This is a genomic window from Coleofasciculus sp. H7-2 (assembly GCF_042747725.1).
GTDB lineage: Bacteria > Cyanobacteriota > Cyanobacteriia > Cyanobacteriales > FACHB-T130 > FACHB-T130.
Map to the genome: position 1 here is coordinate 81,793 of NZ_JBHZGO010000090.1, position 15,305 is coordinate 97,097.

14 protein-coding genes and 1 pseudogene are annotated in these 15,305 nt (G+C 47.2%); 7 read left to right on the forward strand and 8 right to left on the reverse strand.

The window, feature by feature from the left end:
- The first annotated feature begins 55 nt into the window (after positions 1–55).
- Positions 56–202, forward strand: a complete 147-nt coding sequence (locus ACFW2W_RS18895; protein WP_378181572.1) for a hypothetical protein — start codon at positions 56–58, stop codon at positions 200–202.
- Here ACFW2W_RS18895 and argH read toward each other — a convergent pair.
- The 6 genes from argH to ACFW2W_RS18925 all read right to left on the reverse strand — a co-directional run bounded on the left by argH (position 154) and on the right by ACFW2W_RS18925 (position 6,916).
- On the reverse strand, positions 154–1,557 hold the full coding sequence (argH, locus tag ACFW2W_RS18900) for an argininosuccinate lyase (protein ID WP_378181575.1): 1,404 nt from the start codon (positions 1,555–1,557) through the stop codon (positions 154–156). The two genes, ACFW2W_RS18895 and argH, sit on opposite strands and share 49 nt — an antisense overlap.
- 186 nt (positions 1,558–1,743) lie before the next feature.
- Positions 1,744–1,974, reverse strand: coding sequence for a hypothetical protein (locus ACFW2W_RS18905; protein WP_378181670.1), 231 nt, complete (start codon positions 1,972–1,974; stop codon positions 1,744–1,746).
- A 296-nt stretch (positions 1,975–2,270) separates the two neighbouring features.
- Entirely contained in the window at positions 2,271–3,689 is a 1,419-nt protein-coding gene (locus ACFW2W_RS18910; RefSeq protein ID WP_378181578.1) for a PP2C family protein-serine/threonine phosphatase, read from the reverse strand.
- A gap of 392 nt (positions 3,690–4,081) precedes the next feature.
- On the reverse strand, positions 4,082–4,333 hold the full coding sequence (locus ACFW2W_RS18915; protein WP_378181581.1) for a hypothetical protein: 252 nt from the start codon (positions 4,331–4,333) through the stop codon (positions 4,082–4,084).
- Between the two features lie 239 nt (positions 4,334–4,572).
- Complete coding sequence (locus ACFW2W_RS18920) at positions 4,573–5,556, reverse strand: GntR family transcriptional regulator (protein WP_378181584.1); 984 nt, start codon at positions 5,554–5,556, stop codon at positions 4,573–4,575.
- A 196-nt stretch (positions 5,557–5,752) separates the two neighbouring features.
- The gene (locus ACFW2W_RS18925; protein ID WP_378181587.1) at positions 5,753–6,916 is read right to left on the reverse strand and encodes a polysaccharide deacetylase family protein; all 1,164 of its coding nucleotides are present in this window, start codon (positions 6,914–6,916) and stop codon (positions 5,753–5,755) included.
- Positions 6,917–7,283: 367 nt separating this feature from the next.
- On the opposite strand from ACFW2W_RS18925, the gene ACFW2W_RS18930 reads away from it, so the two are divergent.
- The 6 genes and pseudogenes from ACFW2W_RS18930 (at position 7,284) to ACFW2W_RS18955 (ending at position 12,676) form a co-directional block, all read left to right on the forward strand.
- A complete protein-coding gene (locus tag ACFW2W_RS18930) occupies positions 7,284–8,030 on the forward strand; it encodes a dienelactone hydrolase family protein (protein WP_378181590.1) in 747 nt (248 codons plus the stop codon).
- A 63-nt stretch (positions 8,031–8,093) separates the two neighbouring features.
- Entirely contained in the window at positions 8,094–8,996 is a 903-nt protein-coding gene (locus tag ACFW2W_RS18935) for a S1 RNA-binding domain-containing protein (protein ID WP_378181593.1), read from the forward strand.
- 128 nt (positions 8,997–9,124) lie between these two features.
- A complete protein-coding gene (locus ACFW2W_RS18940; RefSeq protein ID WP_378181596.1) occupies positions 9,125–10,222 on the forward strand; it encodes a DNA cytosine methyltransferase in 1,098 nt (365 codons plus the stop codon).
- Between the two features lie 18 nt (positions 10,223–10,240).
- Positions 10,241–10,396: pseudogene (locus tag ACFW2W_RS18945) on the forward strand (BsuBI/PstI family type II restriction endonuclease); the annotation flags it as partial.
- A gap of 124 nt (positions 10,397–10,520) precedes the next feature.
- Positions 10,521–11,126: a glutathione S-transferase family protein gene (locus tag ACFW2W_RS18950; RefSeq protein WP_378181599.1), complete on the forward strand. Its 606-nt coding sequence runs from the start codon at positions 10,521–10,523 to the stop codon at positions 11,124–11,126.
- Positions 11,127–11,401: 275 nt separating this feature from the next.
- Positions 11,402–12,676, forward strand: a complete 1,275-nt coding sequence (locus tag ACFW2W_RS18955; RefSeq protein ID WP_378181602.1) for a S41 family peptidase — start codon at positions 11,402–11,404, stop codon at positions 12,674–12,676.
- Between the two features lie 260 nt (positions 12,677–12,936).
- Here ACFW2W_RS18955 and ACFW2W_RS18960 read toward each other — a convergent pair whose 3' ends face one another.
- Together ACFW2W_RS18960 and ACFW2W_RS18965 are read right to left on the reverse strand one after the other, a co-directional pair.
- Positions 12,937–13,797, reverse strand: coding sequence for a fructosamine kinase family protein (locus ACFW2W_RS18960; protein ID WP_378181606.1), 861 nt, complete (start codon positions 13,795–13,797; stop codon positions 12,937–12,939).
- 72 nt (positions 13,798–13,869) lie between these two features.
- Entirely contained in the window at positions 13,870–15,168 is a 1,299-nt protein-coding gene (locus ACFW2W_RS18965; protein WP_378181607.1) for a M16 family metallopeptidase, read from the reverse strand.
- Positions 15,169–15,305: the final 137 nt, after the last annotated feature.

A 15,305-nucleotide genomic window follows, 5' to 3' on the forward strand; every position in this document is an offset into this window, starting at 1 on the left:
GAGGGCTGAGGGCTGAGGGCTGAGGGCTGAGGGCTGAGGGCTGAGGAAGAAGAAAATGCTTCCTCTGCTACTAAACTCTCTTGCGAAATTGAGAAATCCCCTATTGAGTCCTCATTACTCAGTCCTCAGTCCTCAGTCCTCAGTCCTCATTACTCAGTCCTCAGCCCTATTGTCAGCACTCAGCCGAGACTGGGCAGCTTGAATCGCTTGTCTCACCTGCTCGAATCCGGTACCGCCGTAACTGTTACGAGCGGCAACTACTTGTCTTGGAGAGATGGCTTCATAGATGTCTGCCTCAAAAGCTGGGTGCAATTCCTTCCATTCTTCCAAGCTCAAATCCTTGAGAAGTTTACCGGCAGCGAGGGAAGTTTTTACGACCTTGCCAACGAGATTGTAAGCTTCCCGGAAGGGGACACCCCGCGCTGCTAGGTAATCAGCGACATCTGTCGCGTTGGAGAAATCTTCCGCGACGGCTTCTGCAAGGCGAGAGGTACGAAATTCTATCCCCTCGCGCAACAAAATGGTCATTGCTTCCAGGCAGCCTTTAACGGTCTTTACGCTGTCAAATAGGCTTTCTTTGTCGTCTTGTAAGTCTTTGTTGTAAGCCAAGGGTAGCCCTTTCATCAGCACTAGCATTCCTTGCAGATGCCCAAAAACGCGACCTGTTTTGCCCCGCACGAGTTCAGGCACGTCGGGGTTTTTCTTTTGGGGCATGATGCTGGAGCCGGTGGCGCAGCTATCTTTGAGGGTGACAAAGCCGAATTCGTGGGATGACCAGAGGATGACTTCTTCTGATAGACGGCTGAGGTGAACCATGATCAGGCTGGCGCTACAGAGAAATTCAATCGCAAAGTCGCGATCGCTCACGCCATCCATACTGTTAGCATAGACCCCATCAAAGTTCAGCAGTTTGGCGGTGTAGTGTCGATCGATGGGGAAAGTGGTTCCGGCAAGCGCACCACTCCCCAAGGGCGAGACATTGACGCGCTGATAGACTTCTCCTAGCCGCTCCCAGTCCCGCTCTAGCATTTGAAAATAGGCGAGGAGGTGGTGAGCTAAAGAGACTGGCTGGGCGCGTTGTAGGTGCGTGTAGCCGGGAATCAGGGTTTCGACGTGATTCTGGGCAAGGTCGATGAGAACTCCCTGAAATTCGCGCAACTGGCTGCGAATTTGGGAAATTTGATCTCGCAAGTAGAGGCGGGTGTCGGTGCCTACTTGATCGTTGCGCGATCGCGCCGTGTGCAGTTTTTTGCCGACATCTCCGGTAATTTCTGTCAGTCTGCGCTCTACCGCAAAATGAACATCTTCGGCATCTATCCCTGGGTTGAAGTTTCCTTCCCGGTATTCCTGGCGGATTTGTTCTAAGCCTGCGACTAGCTGTTGTGCCTCCGACTCTGAAATAATGCCGGTATGGGCGAGCATTTTGGCATGGGCAATAGAGCCGGTGAGGTCATATTCGATGAGTTCGATGTCGAAGCCGATACTAGCGTTGAAACGAGCGATCGCAGGATGCAATGCCGATTCAAACCGTTGGCTCCAAGTTTTTTGTTCAGTCACGAGCTTGTTGTTAACGTTGGAAAGTTGACAGATTGAAAGGCGTGCCGGTTGAAAGTTGCTTTGGCGAACAGGTTGAAGCTTGCCAAAGCAAGCATATTACTCAATAGCAAATTTCAGCACGAGTAAGTTGTATCAAAACATTCAACCTTTCAACCTTCCAACTCTTAAACCTTCAAATGCCCTTAACTAAGCCGTAATTCCTCGAATCAGGTATCCAAAAAACAGCCCAATTAGGAGTGCCCAGACTTGTCCTGATTTAATGAAGTAGTTAAAGGCATTTTGCATCTGATCCAACACCTTTGGGTCTCTGATTTGCTGCGCCAAGACGGGCCAATTGACCGGCGAGTGCGAAAGCCACACCGATACAGTATCGTAACCGTGGGTCAAATTGGGCAACAAACCGATTATTTCGTGCATTTCGTTAAGCACCATGAGTCTGATTTCCTCACAACAAATAGAGATGTTGGCAGTTGCTCGCGCATCCGTTCAGATTGTATTAACACTAAAGCTGACACCTTGGCTAGTGGGAAGGCCTTAGCTATACCTGATTAGTTATTTGTCATATGCTAATGATTAATGACTAAGTAGGCGGGATTAATTATTTGTAGGACGGGTTAGCGATAGCGTAACCCATGCAGGTGTTGGGTTTCAAGGGCGTTTTCCCCGCTCTACGAAAATCTTCAATTTGATTGCATCCGCCTACTTACTGACTACTAACTTTTGACCTGCATCACCACTAGCGTCATATCATCTCCGTTCCGGTTGGCTGGGCCGATAAACTGCTGTACCTGCTCAAATAGGTAATCTAAAAGCGCTTGGGGGCCATTGCAATGCTGGCAAGCCCACTGGAAGGTGCGGCTGAGCTTTTCTTCGTCAAAGCGATCGCCATTTTGATTTGCCGCATCGGTAAAACCATCGGTGTAATAAATAATCGTGTCCCCAGGATACAGCTGTACTTGGGCATCTTCATACTGGGAATCGGCATCCAGACCAATCAGCATTCCCCAGGTATCCAGGCGCTTGATGGAACGGGTTGACGCTTGCCACAACAAGGGAGGATGGTGCGCGGCATTACTGTAAGACAGGATGCGGGTTTGCGGATCGTATTCGGAATAAAACAGGGTGACAAACCGATGGGAGTTTTCCAAATCGGCGTACATCACCCGGTTTAAATGTTGTAGAATCTTCGCGGGTGAGTGCCTGTTTAGCACTTCGGCTCGCAACATCCCCCGCGTCATCGTCATAATTAGACCGGCTGGGACGCCTTTGCCCATGACATCCCCAATCACCAGGCTCCAGGGAACCGATCCTCTTTGAGCGGTTTCTACTTCCGAATCGCTGTTCGTTTTGGATCGCAGCTGGTCATAATTGGCGGGAATGAAATCATAGTAATCTCCGCCGACGCGACTAGCCGTTTGGCACTTTGCCGCCAGTTCGACTCCATAAATATTAGGACATTGTCGCGGCAGTAGGCGTAGCTGGATATCGGCACCAATTTCTAATTCTTTGTCCAGGCGTTCTTTTTGGCGGAGTTCGACGGTGAGTTCATCGTTAGCGATCGCAACTGCTGTTTGATCTGCAACTAACCGCACCAACTTCTGCCGGGTGTCTGTCCAAATATAGTTGGGATCGCGGCTGAATACATAAAGACGCCCTCGCTCTGTATTTTTCACCAGAATCGGAGTGCCAAATACCTGAATGTCTGGTCCCAAAAACCGGGTCAGTTGAGCATCCAATGATGGCGGTGCGGCGATCCCTTCTGCCGTTGTCGAGGGATTACTCGCCTGACGGGTTGCTGTGTTAAGCGCCTTGCGAATATCCTGACAAGACTGACCTTCCTGACAGTGCAACCGCTCTAGCCGCACCTGACCATTCGGCAAAAACCGGATGAGAATGCCGCCATCGGCATCTGTCACCCGCGTTGCCATCAGCGGAATTAACTCCAAAAACTGATTCAAGTTATTGAAGCTACGCAGGGCAAACCCTAACGACGAGAGTAAGTCTTGAATCTTGCGCTGTTCTCGATGCAAACGCGCCACCAGTTCTTTGAGCGCAAAAACAGGCGTCGTTTCGGCGGTGGTACCGCCGTCAGGCAATGGAGATGGCTGGCGAGGTAGGGGCACAGCAGTCATAGCATCAGGAGTCAGAGTTCCGCACAAAGGTTTTAGCTGTCAGGATATCTTCACAGATTCTGGCTTAAGGATTGCCACTTTTGGCAACGGTTGGGGGAGAGCGCCTTTTATTTAAAAAACAATGAGCAGGCGTTAGAGGAAAATTATTCCCGATTACTATCGCAACTGTTGCCGGTTGCAGCTAGCCGTCTGGACGCCACCGTTCAGCCTTCATGAGCCGACTTGGCTGTTCTTGAGGTGTAAATGATACCCTTAATTCGGGTTTCTGCCAATCATCCGGAGGGGCACGCTTGAAAACTTATTCATAAGTCTATAGACGGAAATCACCATAATCGCCATAGTAAACCCGATCTAGACCAAAGCGCCCCTCATCATCAGGACTTACGCAAAGCTTATACATATAGCGTTTTGTAGGGGCAATCCCCTTGTGGTTGCCCCCCAGATGTGGTGATGTTGCGTAAGTCCTGATCATGTTTTACTGGTTCATCGGCGGCATAGCCTAAGAGGAGCAGAAAGCAAACATCTACCTGTGGAGGGGTTTTAAAAGCTTCTTTGACTTGAGTTGTTACAAAATCTTCGATTAGGCAACTCTGGAATGGGATCGGGTCGGAAAGCTCTAGTAGCAGGGCGTTTCTCAATGGCATCTTTATAAACCCATAGAAGGTTTCATGTCAATTGTCATCTTTGCTCCTAAAAGAATTGCCAATTTTAGAAAGGGGCTTCTGGGTGAGAAACTTGAATCCCTGAGGACTACCTTACAGCATCTGTTCATCCAAAAGTTCAGCCTAAACCGAAGGGTGCAGGTGGGGATTGCCCACCTGAATGAGCAATTTATGCTGCCAAATGGTATAAGTTATGTCTCAATCATCGAAATCCAAAATTGTCAACCTAAACCGAGTTCGCGCTTGAGCAAGTTAATTGACTTGGTGCCAATATAGTTTTCGCTACATAATAGCTCCGGAGGACGAATAATGTCTTCACGGGCGGCGGTGACTGCCGCTTTGACGGTGGCAAAACTGGCGCGATCGCTAACAATCGTTTGGGCACTGCGAACGATCGCGTTGAGTTTGTAGGTGTCTTTTACCTGGGCTGTCATCACCAGCAAATCATCCCCGCGCAGGCTGTGGATCAGAATTTCTGCAACTCCGAGAATGCCTGAACTGAGACTCACCAGACCCATACAGCTGTCTTTAGGGAGGCGTTGAACTAGATTGAGTTCTTGCGCGTAGTCGTAAATATCGACGGGGATGACGCGCACTGCTCGTGGGGCAGCGATCGCTTCCGCATCCCCAATAAAATAGCGGCTAGTCACCACAGTACCAGAGTGGGTTTGATCCAGTACTTTAGTGAGTTCCTCCATCGGCACCAACTGCACGGGTATCCCCAAAGATTTTTCCAGTTCCTGAACCATCAACTCCCCAGCACCTATGTCTCGTGACGGAACCGTGACCAGCACCCGCGCACTACAGCGTAAGCGCCAGTCAATTTCTGCTAGGAATAGTTCCCTGGCTTGGTTGAGGGTGCAGCCTTGGTTGAGCAGGTCATCCAGGCTGTGCTGTACCAGCTTGTAGGCTTGAGGATATTGTTCGTGTATGGGGCCGCTGTGTCCAGTGCCGCCCTCGTTTCCTTGGGATCTGACATAAATTCCCGATCCGGCTTGGGATTCCACTAATCCAGTTTCTTCTAGCTGCCGGTACACCTTGCTAATGGTATTTCGGTGCAAACCTGTCTGCATTGCCAGCTGCCGAGTGCTAGGCAATCGATGACCAGGGGGAAACTGCCGCGAGGCGATCGCAAACTGCATTTGGTCAAATAGCTGTTTTGACGCTGGAATTTCACTGTCTGGCTGAATATGAAATTGAACCATTTGCGAGCCTCCAAGGACTCTGATTCTCATGAAGCCGTGAGAGGGGCAATTCTTTAATAGCATAATGCGCTACAGAAGCTGAGTTATCGCGCTGGTTTTTCCATATTCTGCCTCCCGATCAATTGACCTATCTATTTGTCGTGACGCTACTCGCTGCAAGTCTTCTACAATCCAACATCTAAACTCCAAAACGATCTCACCCAGGGAAATGATTTTCGGGTTGTTCTGCGGATGGGTGCGGAATTTCCTCCAATAGAGTGGGAATCTGTGTTTCTACTTCCCCAGTAGAGACGGAATCAGTGGCGTCTGTCGTCTCTTGGTTCTGTAGCAGTTCCGGCAGGGTGACAAACTTATATCCCTGCTTTTTGAGTTTCTCAACGATCTGGGGTAAAGCCTGAACCGTTGTCGAATGGTTGCCACCACCATCATGCAATAGCACAATAGAGCCGGGGAAGGCACTCTTGAGAATATTTTTGACCAATTTGGGCGCGGCGAGGCGGTGGCGACTACTGTCCACCGAGTTAATCGACCACATCATCACGGCGTAGTTGTTCTTTTGGGCATAAGCCGCTAATCCATTTTGCAAGATGCCGCCGGGAGGACGGAAGTAAGAGGTTGTGACTCCGGTTGTCTTGTAGATGAGTGCGGCTGTGTCGTCAATTTCCTTTGCTGCCCTAGCCTCGTCCATCTGACGATACGAATGATGCCAGGTGTGGTTGCCAATGGCGTGACCTTCAGCAACCACTCGTCGGGCTACTGCTGGATAACTTTGCAGTTGCTCTCCTACCCAGAAAAATGTGGCTTTGATGTCGTTTTTCTTGAGGATGTCCAGCACTTGCAATGTCGTTTTACCCCAAGGGCCATCATCAAAGGTGAGGGCGATGACTTTTTCCTGATGCTTCGGCTTCACCTGATAAATGGTTTTTCCCTGATACTCAGTAGGCACTGGGAAGGTTTTTTCGGCTGCGGGTGATGGAGCGATCGCCCAAAGCGTTGTTTCACTTGGCGAATTTTCGGGTTCGACAATGGGGAGTTGCTGATGAACCGGGTTTGATGGTGCGATAGGTGCGATCGCCAAGTGTATGCGCTCTAGCGAGGCGTGTGCCCTTTCGGCGATCGCGCTACTCCCTGGCGGTATTATTTCCCTCGGCGGCAAATTTTCGGGTTCGACACTGGGGAGTTGTTGATGAACCGGCTTGTCCTGAGGAACCTCTATGGCGGACAGATGCTGAGGGGAAGGTTGAGGTGACGACTTGATGATTTTATTGACGATGAGCGCCGTTAAGGTAACGATAGCGATGAAGGTAAGTTGCCGAGTTAATAATCCGGTCGGTTTTTCTTTTTCTCTCCAGTCTGCCAAGGTCGAACTCCTTCCCTTACACCTTGATAATTTTTGAGTTTTTAATGATTACAAAAGCCAGCTATAGTTCTTGACTCATTTCATCAAAAATCCCTTTTCTCGACAGCCAGCAATTCTTCAATAACCGCACAAAACTATACAATAAAGCCAGCAAAGATTACAAATTATTTAAAAATTGGGATTTCTTAAACAAAAAAGCTATGGTTCGTTTTATATAAATTTCCTTGATAAAAAAATGCGATAATTGGTGCAGCACTTCCATAAACTTTTAAATACTTTATTACAGTAAAAAGTAGGGCAATTTGCTGGTAGACAAAATAGTAGCACTATCTGCTAAAAAAATGGCAGAGGACAGAGAAAAATTATCATGACAGACAGCAAGATTCGGACAAAAAACCTCAAAATTGCCAATGGCGATCTAGAAATTGCGGCTTACCTGGCAATGCCGGAAAGGAAGGAGCCTTTTCCAGGGATTGTGGTGTTGCAGGAAATTTTTGGGGTGAATGCCCACATCCGGGAAGTAACAGAACGAATTGCCAAGGAAGGCTATGTAGCGATCGCGCCTGCAATCTTTCAACGCCAAGCTCCGGGTTTTGAAACCGGCTACACTCCAGAAGACATTCAAATTGGCAGACAGTACAAGGCGCAAACTCAAGCCTCAGAACTACTAGGCGATATCCAGGCGGCAATCAATTACCTCAAAGCCCTGCCCGAAGTAAAACCTGTCTTTGGCTGCATCGGCTTCTGCTTTGGGGGTCATGTTGCTTACCTCGCCGCTACTTTACCCGATATTAAAGCCACTGCGTCATTCTACGGTGCTGGCGTTGCCACTGACACTCCCGGCGGCGGCGAACCAACAATTGCGCGGACAAAAGACATCAAAGGCACGCTTTACGCCTTTTTCGGCATGGAGGACGCCAGCATCCCCGCCGAACAGGTAGATCAAATTGAAGCGGAGCTACAGAAACACCACATTCCCCATCGTGTCTTTCGCTACGATGGAGCTGAACACGGATTTTTCTGCGACCATCGCGCCAGTTACAATGACACCACAGCCGCCGATGCCTGGAAGCAGGTAAAACAGCTGTTTGAACAAGAACTTCAAGCGGCATAAATTTTTTCCCATACAAGCAGTAAGCGAGTTGGGAATTACTTTTTTTTCAATCAATAAGTTGTCATGAATTCCAAATCGACCTCTTCTCAAGATGCAAAATCGTCATTTTCTATGGACGATTTTGCCAAAGCTCTCGAACAACACGACTACCAGTTTCAAAAGGGACAAGTCGTGCGCGGTAAAGTGGAAACCCACGAAAGCGATGGTGCCTATGTAGACATTGGCGGCAAGTCTTTGGCTTTTTTACCCGTTGATGAGGCGTCGTTGAGACGGGTAACAGATTTATCCATTGTGCTGCCGTTGCAGGAAGAACGGGATTTCCTGATTATCCGAGAGCAAGATGCAGATGGTCAGGTGACGCTTTCAGTGCGGCAGATGGAGATCAAGCAGGCGTGGGATAACCTGTCTGATATGCAGGAAGCGAGTCAAACAGTGCAAGCCCGTGTCACTGGTGTCAATAAGGGGGGCGTTACGGTGGAAGTGCAAGGGTTGCGGGGGTTTATTCCGCGATCGCACTTGGTGGAACGCGATAACCTGGAGTCGCTGGTTGGTGAAAAGCTAACTGCTAGCTTTCTAGAAGTTTCTGCTGACACCAACAAACTGGTGCTTTCGCAACGGGAAGCGACTCGTTCTGTTGCCATCACTCAGTTAGAAATCGGGCAGTTAGTCGAGGGGAAAATTACTGGCGTGAAGCCCTTCGGTGTGTTTGTCGATCTGGATGGGATTACTGGTTTGCTGCATATTAAGCAAGTAAGCCAAACCTACATCGAATCTCTACCATCATTGTTTCAGGTGGGTCAAATAATCAAAGCGCTAATTGTTGACATTGATGAAGGTAAAGGTCGGGTTTCTTTGTCTACCAGAGTCTTAGAAAATCATCCAGGAGAAGTGCTGGAAAATATGGCTGAGGTAATGGAATCAGCTGAGGCGCGTTCTGAACGGGCGAGGAAAAATATCACTAAATAGGTGTTAGGAAGATAGGAAGCGATCGCACTTGGTGATGAAGAGTGCGATCGCTTGCGTCTCTGCCCCTCCTAGCAGTTCCGCGCACCCGATTTATTCCCTAAGTGTTTCCTTACCTTAGTGTTGATTTGATGAAGACAACAATCTTCAGCAACCGTCTTCCTTGCCTTGATTTTGTCGAAAAAGAGCTTCGACTCTCTCCCCAGGCAGCAACTGAACTCTTAGTTATCGATTTATTTGCTGGGTGTGGAGGACTAGCTCTCGGTTTTGAAGCCGCAGGTTTTCAAACCGTTGGTTATGAAATTTTAGAGGATGCCTGCGCGACTTATCGACACAATCTGCATCGTTCATGCCACCAGGAAACTTTAACACCATCATCGAATTTAATTGAGGAGGCAGTAGTAATTATTGGTGGGCCTCCGTGTCAACCTTTCAGTGTGGGTGGACATCAACTAGGACTAAAAGATGGTCGGGATGGCTTCCCAACTTTTATTTCTGCTGTTGAGCGTTATCGTCCACAAGTTGCCTTATTTGAAAATGTGCGGGGAATGCTTTTTCGCAACAAGGCATACTTTGAAGAAATTGTTATAGCTTTACAGGAACTCGGATACATTGTTGAATGGGAAATTTTAAACGCTGCACATTATGGTGTTCCTCAAAAAAGAGAACGCCTCCTTTGTGTGGCACACAAAGGAGGATGGAAATGGCCTGAAAAAACTCATCTTCATTTACCCTACACTGCCGGTGAAGCTTTGGGAAAACTAGCATTTTCCGCGCTACCTAACTCAAAATTTCTCACGCCTAGTATGGATGAGTATGTCAAAAAGTACGAGATAGCATCTCAATGTATCAAACCCAGAGACCTTCATCTGGATACCCCTTCTCGGACAGTAACCTGTCGAAATCTCTGCGGTGCAACGGGGGATATGTTGCGGATACGCTTACCTGATGGACGTAGGAGAAGGCTAACAGTTCCTGAAGGTGCGCGTCTTCAAAGTTTTCCAGATTGGTTCCAATTTCAGGGTTCTGAGAACAGTCAATTTAATCAGATTGGTAATGCAGTACCTCCACTCTTAGCAAAGGCTTTAGCGGATTCTGTTAAAGCTTGTTTAGAAAGTAATCAACAAATCTCCCCAAAAGAAATTCATCAACCAACTCAATATAGCCAGCTATCACTGGAACTTGGAATAGATATTGTAAAAAAACAGCCCGAAAAAACTAAAAATTAAACCATCGAGGAGTTGCAATCAATAGCTGGACTGGTGTTTGTCACCGCCTTTCAGCGCCGCAGCGATATGGCGAGATGTTTGAATGAAATATCTTGGGAAACGGAAGTCTGGGTAGCTGAGGCACCGACTCACATCATCCACTTCAACGGTGATCGCTTCTTGGGACCATACTGATAAAAGCGATATGTGTTAGCTTATGCTTCGGGCAAGCTTCGCGTGTGACAATACTTATTGTTAACGCTCACGCACTGGCGATCGCGCTCCAAAAATTCACTATTGAAGTAGTTTAGGTATAAATATGCTCAAACTGTATCAATTTTTCTCCTCTGGTAATTGTTACAAAGTTCGTCTTTTGTTAACTCAACTGGAAATTCCCTTCGATAGGATAGAAGTTAACATCCTCAAAGGTGAAACTCGGACTCCAGAATTTTTAAGCAAAAATCCCAATGGTCGGATTCCTGTTTTGGAAATAGAATCAGGTCAATTTCTGGCAGAATCCAACGCAATTCTTTTTTATCTGAGTGAAGGAACTGATTTTTTGCCTAACGACCGTTTTGAACGCGCAAAAGTGTTGCAATGGTTATTTTTCGAGCAGTATAGCCATGAGCCTTATATTGCTACTTCCCGATTTTGGATTTCTATCCTTGGCAAGGCGGAGGAATATAAGGAGGCACTTAATCAAAAGCGCGAACCAGGTTATGCAGCGCTAACGATTATGGAAAAGCATTTAACAAATTGTAATTTTTTGGTGGGAGAACGCTATACGATTGCTGATATTGGGTTGTTTGCTTACACTCATGTGGCGGATGAAGGTGGATTTGATTTAACAAGATTTCCAGCAATCCAAGCTTGGATAGAACGAGTTAAAGCTCAGCCTCGGCACATTAGGATCGCGCAATTATAATAGAGTTTGGTATGGCGATGTAGGATAGGCGATCGCTTCATTCGCATCCCCTAATTTAGGTAACTGTACCTAAACCAACCTATCTGTAGAACTATTGGTTAACAGTGCCTAGCATACAACATCTAGTAATGAATTTGAAACCCTCCTACGCGGGTTTGTCTGTGTAGGTGTGGTTTCTAACCGCAGCATATATTTGTAAAAATGAGATACTTCCTACCCTGATTTAAGTAGATGATAAGCTATACTGACTGAAGATAAATTTAAATAATAAAAAAATGATAAAGCTTAACCGTTTTTTGGCTACTTTAAGTCTTAGCATTTTAGTTATTCTTACTTTAACATTTTCACTTTTACCCGTCAGTTCAAAACTTCAAGAATCACCGACATTAGCTGTTTTTGAAGAAGTTTGGCAAACAGTCAATGACAACTTTTACGATCCCAAATTTAACGGTATTGACTGGAAAGCCATGCGAGAGAAGTATAAACCTTCAGTCAAGCAGGCAAAATCTATTGATGAAGCATCAATTGTCATCAATCAAATGCTATCTGAGTTGCATACTTCTCATATAGGCTTTTATCCGAAGACAGAACCCGCTTACTATCAACTTTTGGGTATATTTAATCAAGGTTCTTTCTTAGAAAAGATACAAAAGTTATTTCCCAACGGCTTAGAGTACACCGGCATCGGAGCTTTCACTAAAGAGATAAATGGGAAGACCTTTATCACTGCTATTCTCGATGGCAGTTCTGCTGCTCAAGCGGGACTCAAAGTAGGCGATCAAATATTAGCAGTTGATGGCAATCAGTATCAGCCAATTGAATCTTTTGTTAACAAAGCAGGGAAAGAAGTCAGTATATCGATTCAACAGACTCCCGATTCAAACAGCAATAAAAATGTAATTGTAGTTCCAAAAAGAATAAAACCTACTACAGTTTTCTTAGACGCTATGCGGTCGAGTATCGAAATAATTGAAAGCAATGGAAGAAAACTAGGCTATGTCCATATCTGGTCTTATGCTGGCGATCAATATCAGGAATTACTGGAAGAAGAAATTGCTTATGGAAGGCTTAAAGATGCGGATGGGTTGATTTTAGACTTAAGAGATGGCTGGGGTGGAGCTACTCCGAATTATCTGAGTATTTTTTCCAAAAAAGTTCCAGTATTAACCCAAATTCCCAGAGACGGGATAAAAAGCACCTTAGATTATCAGTGGAGAAAACCCGTTGTGATGCTGGTGAATAAGGGAACCAGAAGCGGAAAAGAGATTTTAGCTTACGGTTTTGAGCAGTATGGAATTGGAAAAGTTGTTGGTAGCCAAACAGCAGGAGCAGTTGTTGCGGCTCGTCCTTTCTTGCTAAAAGATGGCAACCTTCTTTATCTAGCTGTAGTTGATATTTATGTGAATGGAGAACGCTTAGAAGGCAAGGGAGTGAAACCAGATATTGAAGTGCCGTTCCAGTTAGAATATGCTGGGGGAAACGACCCTCAAAAAGCGAAAGCTGTAGAGGTTCTGGTTGAAGCTGTTAAGAATCAGAATCGAGGTCCATAATTGCAATATACTTTTTGTGAAAATCTCTATAGTCCGCCAGCAATTTAAATCGCTGGCTAATAGCTGGCATTCCGTTAAAACAGACTAAATTGTTAATATTATTAGTTGGTCTTAACCGACTTGCGCTATTAGGCAAAGACTTAAGTCTCTGGTGGACTGAAACGAAGGCTTAAGCAAAGCAACGTCTAAAGACAAATTTCAAAAGGACGAATAATTTGCTCTACTTTCACTGATATTTAAAGGCGCGATCGCTCATTCCTCTATCTCAAAATACGCTCAATCATCCCGTTGGCTTGCGAACTATAGCCGCCGCCAAACAAATTAAAGTGATTGAGGATGTGATAGAGATTGTAGAGCCTTTTCCGGCGCTCGTAGCCTGGATCTAGAGGAAATACTTCGTTATAGCCGCGATAAAAGGCTGGGGGGAAACCACCGAAAAGTTCTGTCATAGCGATATCAACCTCGCGATCGCTATAATACGCCGCCGGATCAAAAATGACGGGTTCTCCCGATGCCGTAAAGCCTGCATTTCCCCCCCACAAATCGCCGTGAACCAGCGATGGTTGAGGGTGATAATCCGCTAGCAATTCGGGAATTGCCGCCAGCAATTGCTCCTGTTGGGGAAAATGAGCGCCGCGACGTGCCAACTGAAATTGATAACCGAGACGATGCTTGGCATAGAATTCCGCCCAATCTGCTGTCCAATTATTGATTTGCGGCGTGGAACCAATCGTGTTATTTCTGTCCCAGCCAAAGGCGTCTTTTCCAGCACATTTGTGCATCGCCGCTAACATCCGTCCCATTTCTTCCCAAGAATGGGTGTCGCCGCGCCCTATTTCCAGCCACTCCAACACGATATAGGCAGAATTGCCTCCAGTACCCCAGCCAATCGGTTTCGGAACCCGGATAGTGTGAGTTTCCAGCATTTGCTGGAGTCCCAGCGCCTCTGCCTCAAACATATCAACCAAAGACGCTTGGTTGATTTTGATGAAGTAGGTGCGTTGTCCATCGCTGACGGCATAGCCTTGATTGATGCAGCCACCACTAACCGATTGCCGCTGCTGACTTTGAAACCTTTCACCCGTTAGGCGAGTAATTTGAGCGTCTATTTCTGTCCACATGGGAGAAATTTTAACGCAAAGGTGCGCGAAACCAGATTGATTTCTTTGCGTACCGAGAGCGTTAAAAAACTTTTAGCTAGCAGGCTTAATCGCAACCACACCATAAGCATCACAAGAGAGATACTGTTGAGCAGCTGACTGAAGATCCGCCGCCTCCAACGCTTGAATCCGAGCCGGATAATTCAATGCTGGAGCCAAATCACCCATCATTGTTTGATAGTAGCCGTATAAGTTGGCGCGATCGCTCGGCGTTTCATTCCCAAAGACAAACCGATTCGCTACTTGCGTCCGGAAGCGGGAAATCTCTGCCTCACTCACGGGTTCTGTCTGGAGGGTGCGAATATGAGCAAGAATCGCCGCTTCCACCTCTGCCAAATTCTCTACCGGCAACTGCGCCCCAATATAGAAGACACCTTGATGCCGATGGCTCATATTGCTCACCCCAATATTAGTGACTAGGTGCCTATCTTCCCGCAAATCTCGGAACAGCCGCGACATCCGACCTTGTCCCAAAATCACCCCCAGCACATCCAGCGCGTAGGTATCGGATAAGTGCGTCAATCCAGGCACTCGCCACACCATCACTAACCGCGCCTGCTGCAAGCTTTCATCAACATACTCGCGGCGGACAATTTCCCGGAAAGCGGGTTCGGGAGTCAAGGTTGGGGTGATAGCTTCCTGACTTTTGACTTCTGACTCCTGAGTGCTGACTCCTATCTTCGTCAATCCCTCTGCCACAATTTCAATTAATTCCTCGACAGGCAAATTGCCCACAACTGCCGCTGTTATCGATTGCGGTTGATACCGACTAGCATGGAAATCGCGCATCTGCTGCGCCGTCAGTTGCTCAATCACCGCTGCTGGCCCTAGTACCTGACGCCGGTAGGGCAGGGTGTCAAATGCCACCTCCATCGCCCGCTGGTAAGTGCGACGGCGAGGATTATCTTCCGATCGGCGAATTTCTTCTAAAACGACTAATCGCTCTCTTTGAAAGGCATCCTCTGGAATGCTGGGATTTAGCACCACATCTAGTTGCAATGGTGCTAAATGGGCAAAATCTTTGGGAGCTGTTGTGATGTAGTAGTGGGTATAGTCCTGACTGGTTGCTGCGTTTGTTACGGCACCCCGCTCTTCAATCAGTAGCTCGAATTCCCCACTTTTGAGTCTTGGCGTCCCCTTAAACACCATGTGTTCTAGAAAGTGAGCCATGCCGTTAATGGGGTCTGGCTCATCGGATGAGCCGACATTTATCCACACGTTCAGGTTAACGGCTTCGACGGGCATCTGCTCCGCCACAATCGTTAAACCGTTAGGCAGGCGGTGGAGAGTAGGGGCGTTGAGTGGCGTAGATTTGAGCAGAGTTGAGGTCATGTGTTGTTCGTCGCTCGGCTATTTCTCCTTTTATCTTACTCAGTCCGCACCCGTCTCCTCAGCCAGCTACCCAGCATTGCCCGATCGCTCTCCAGATGTTTAAAAAAAGTTTCTCGCTCATGTCGGGTCTAGCGCGT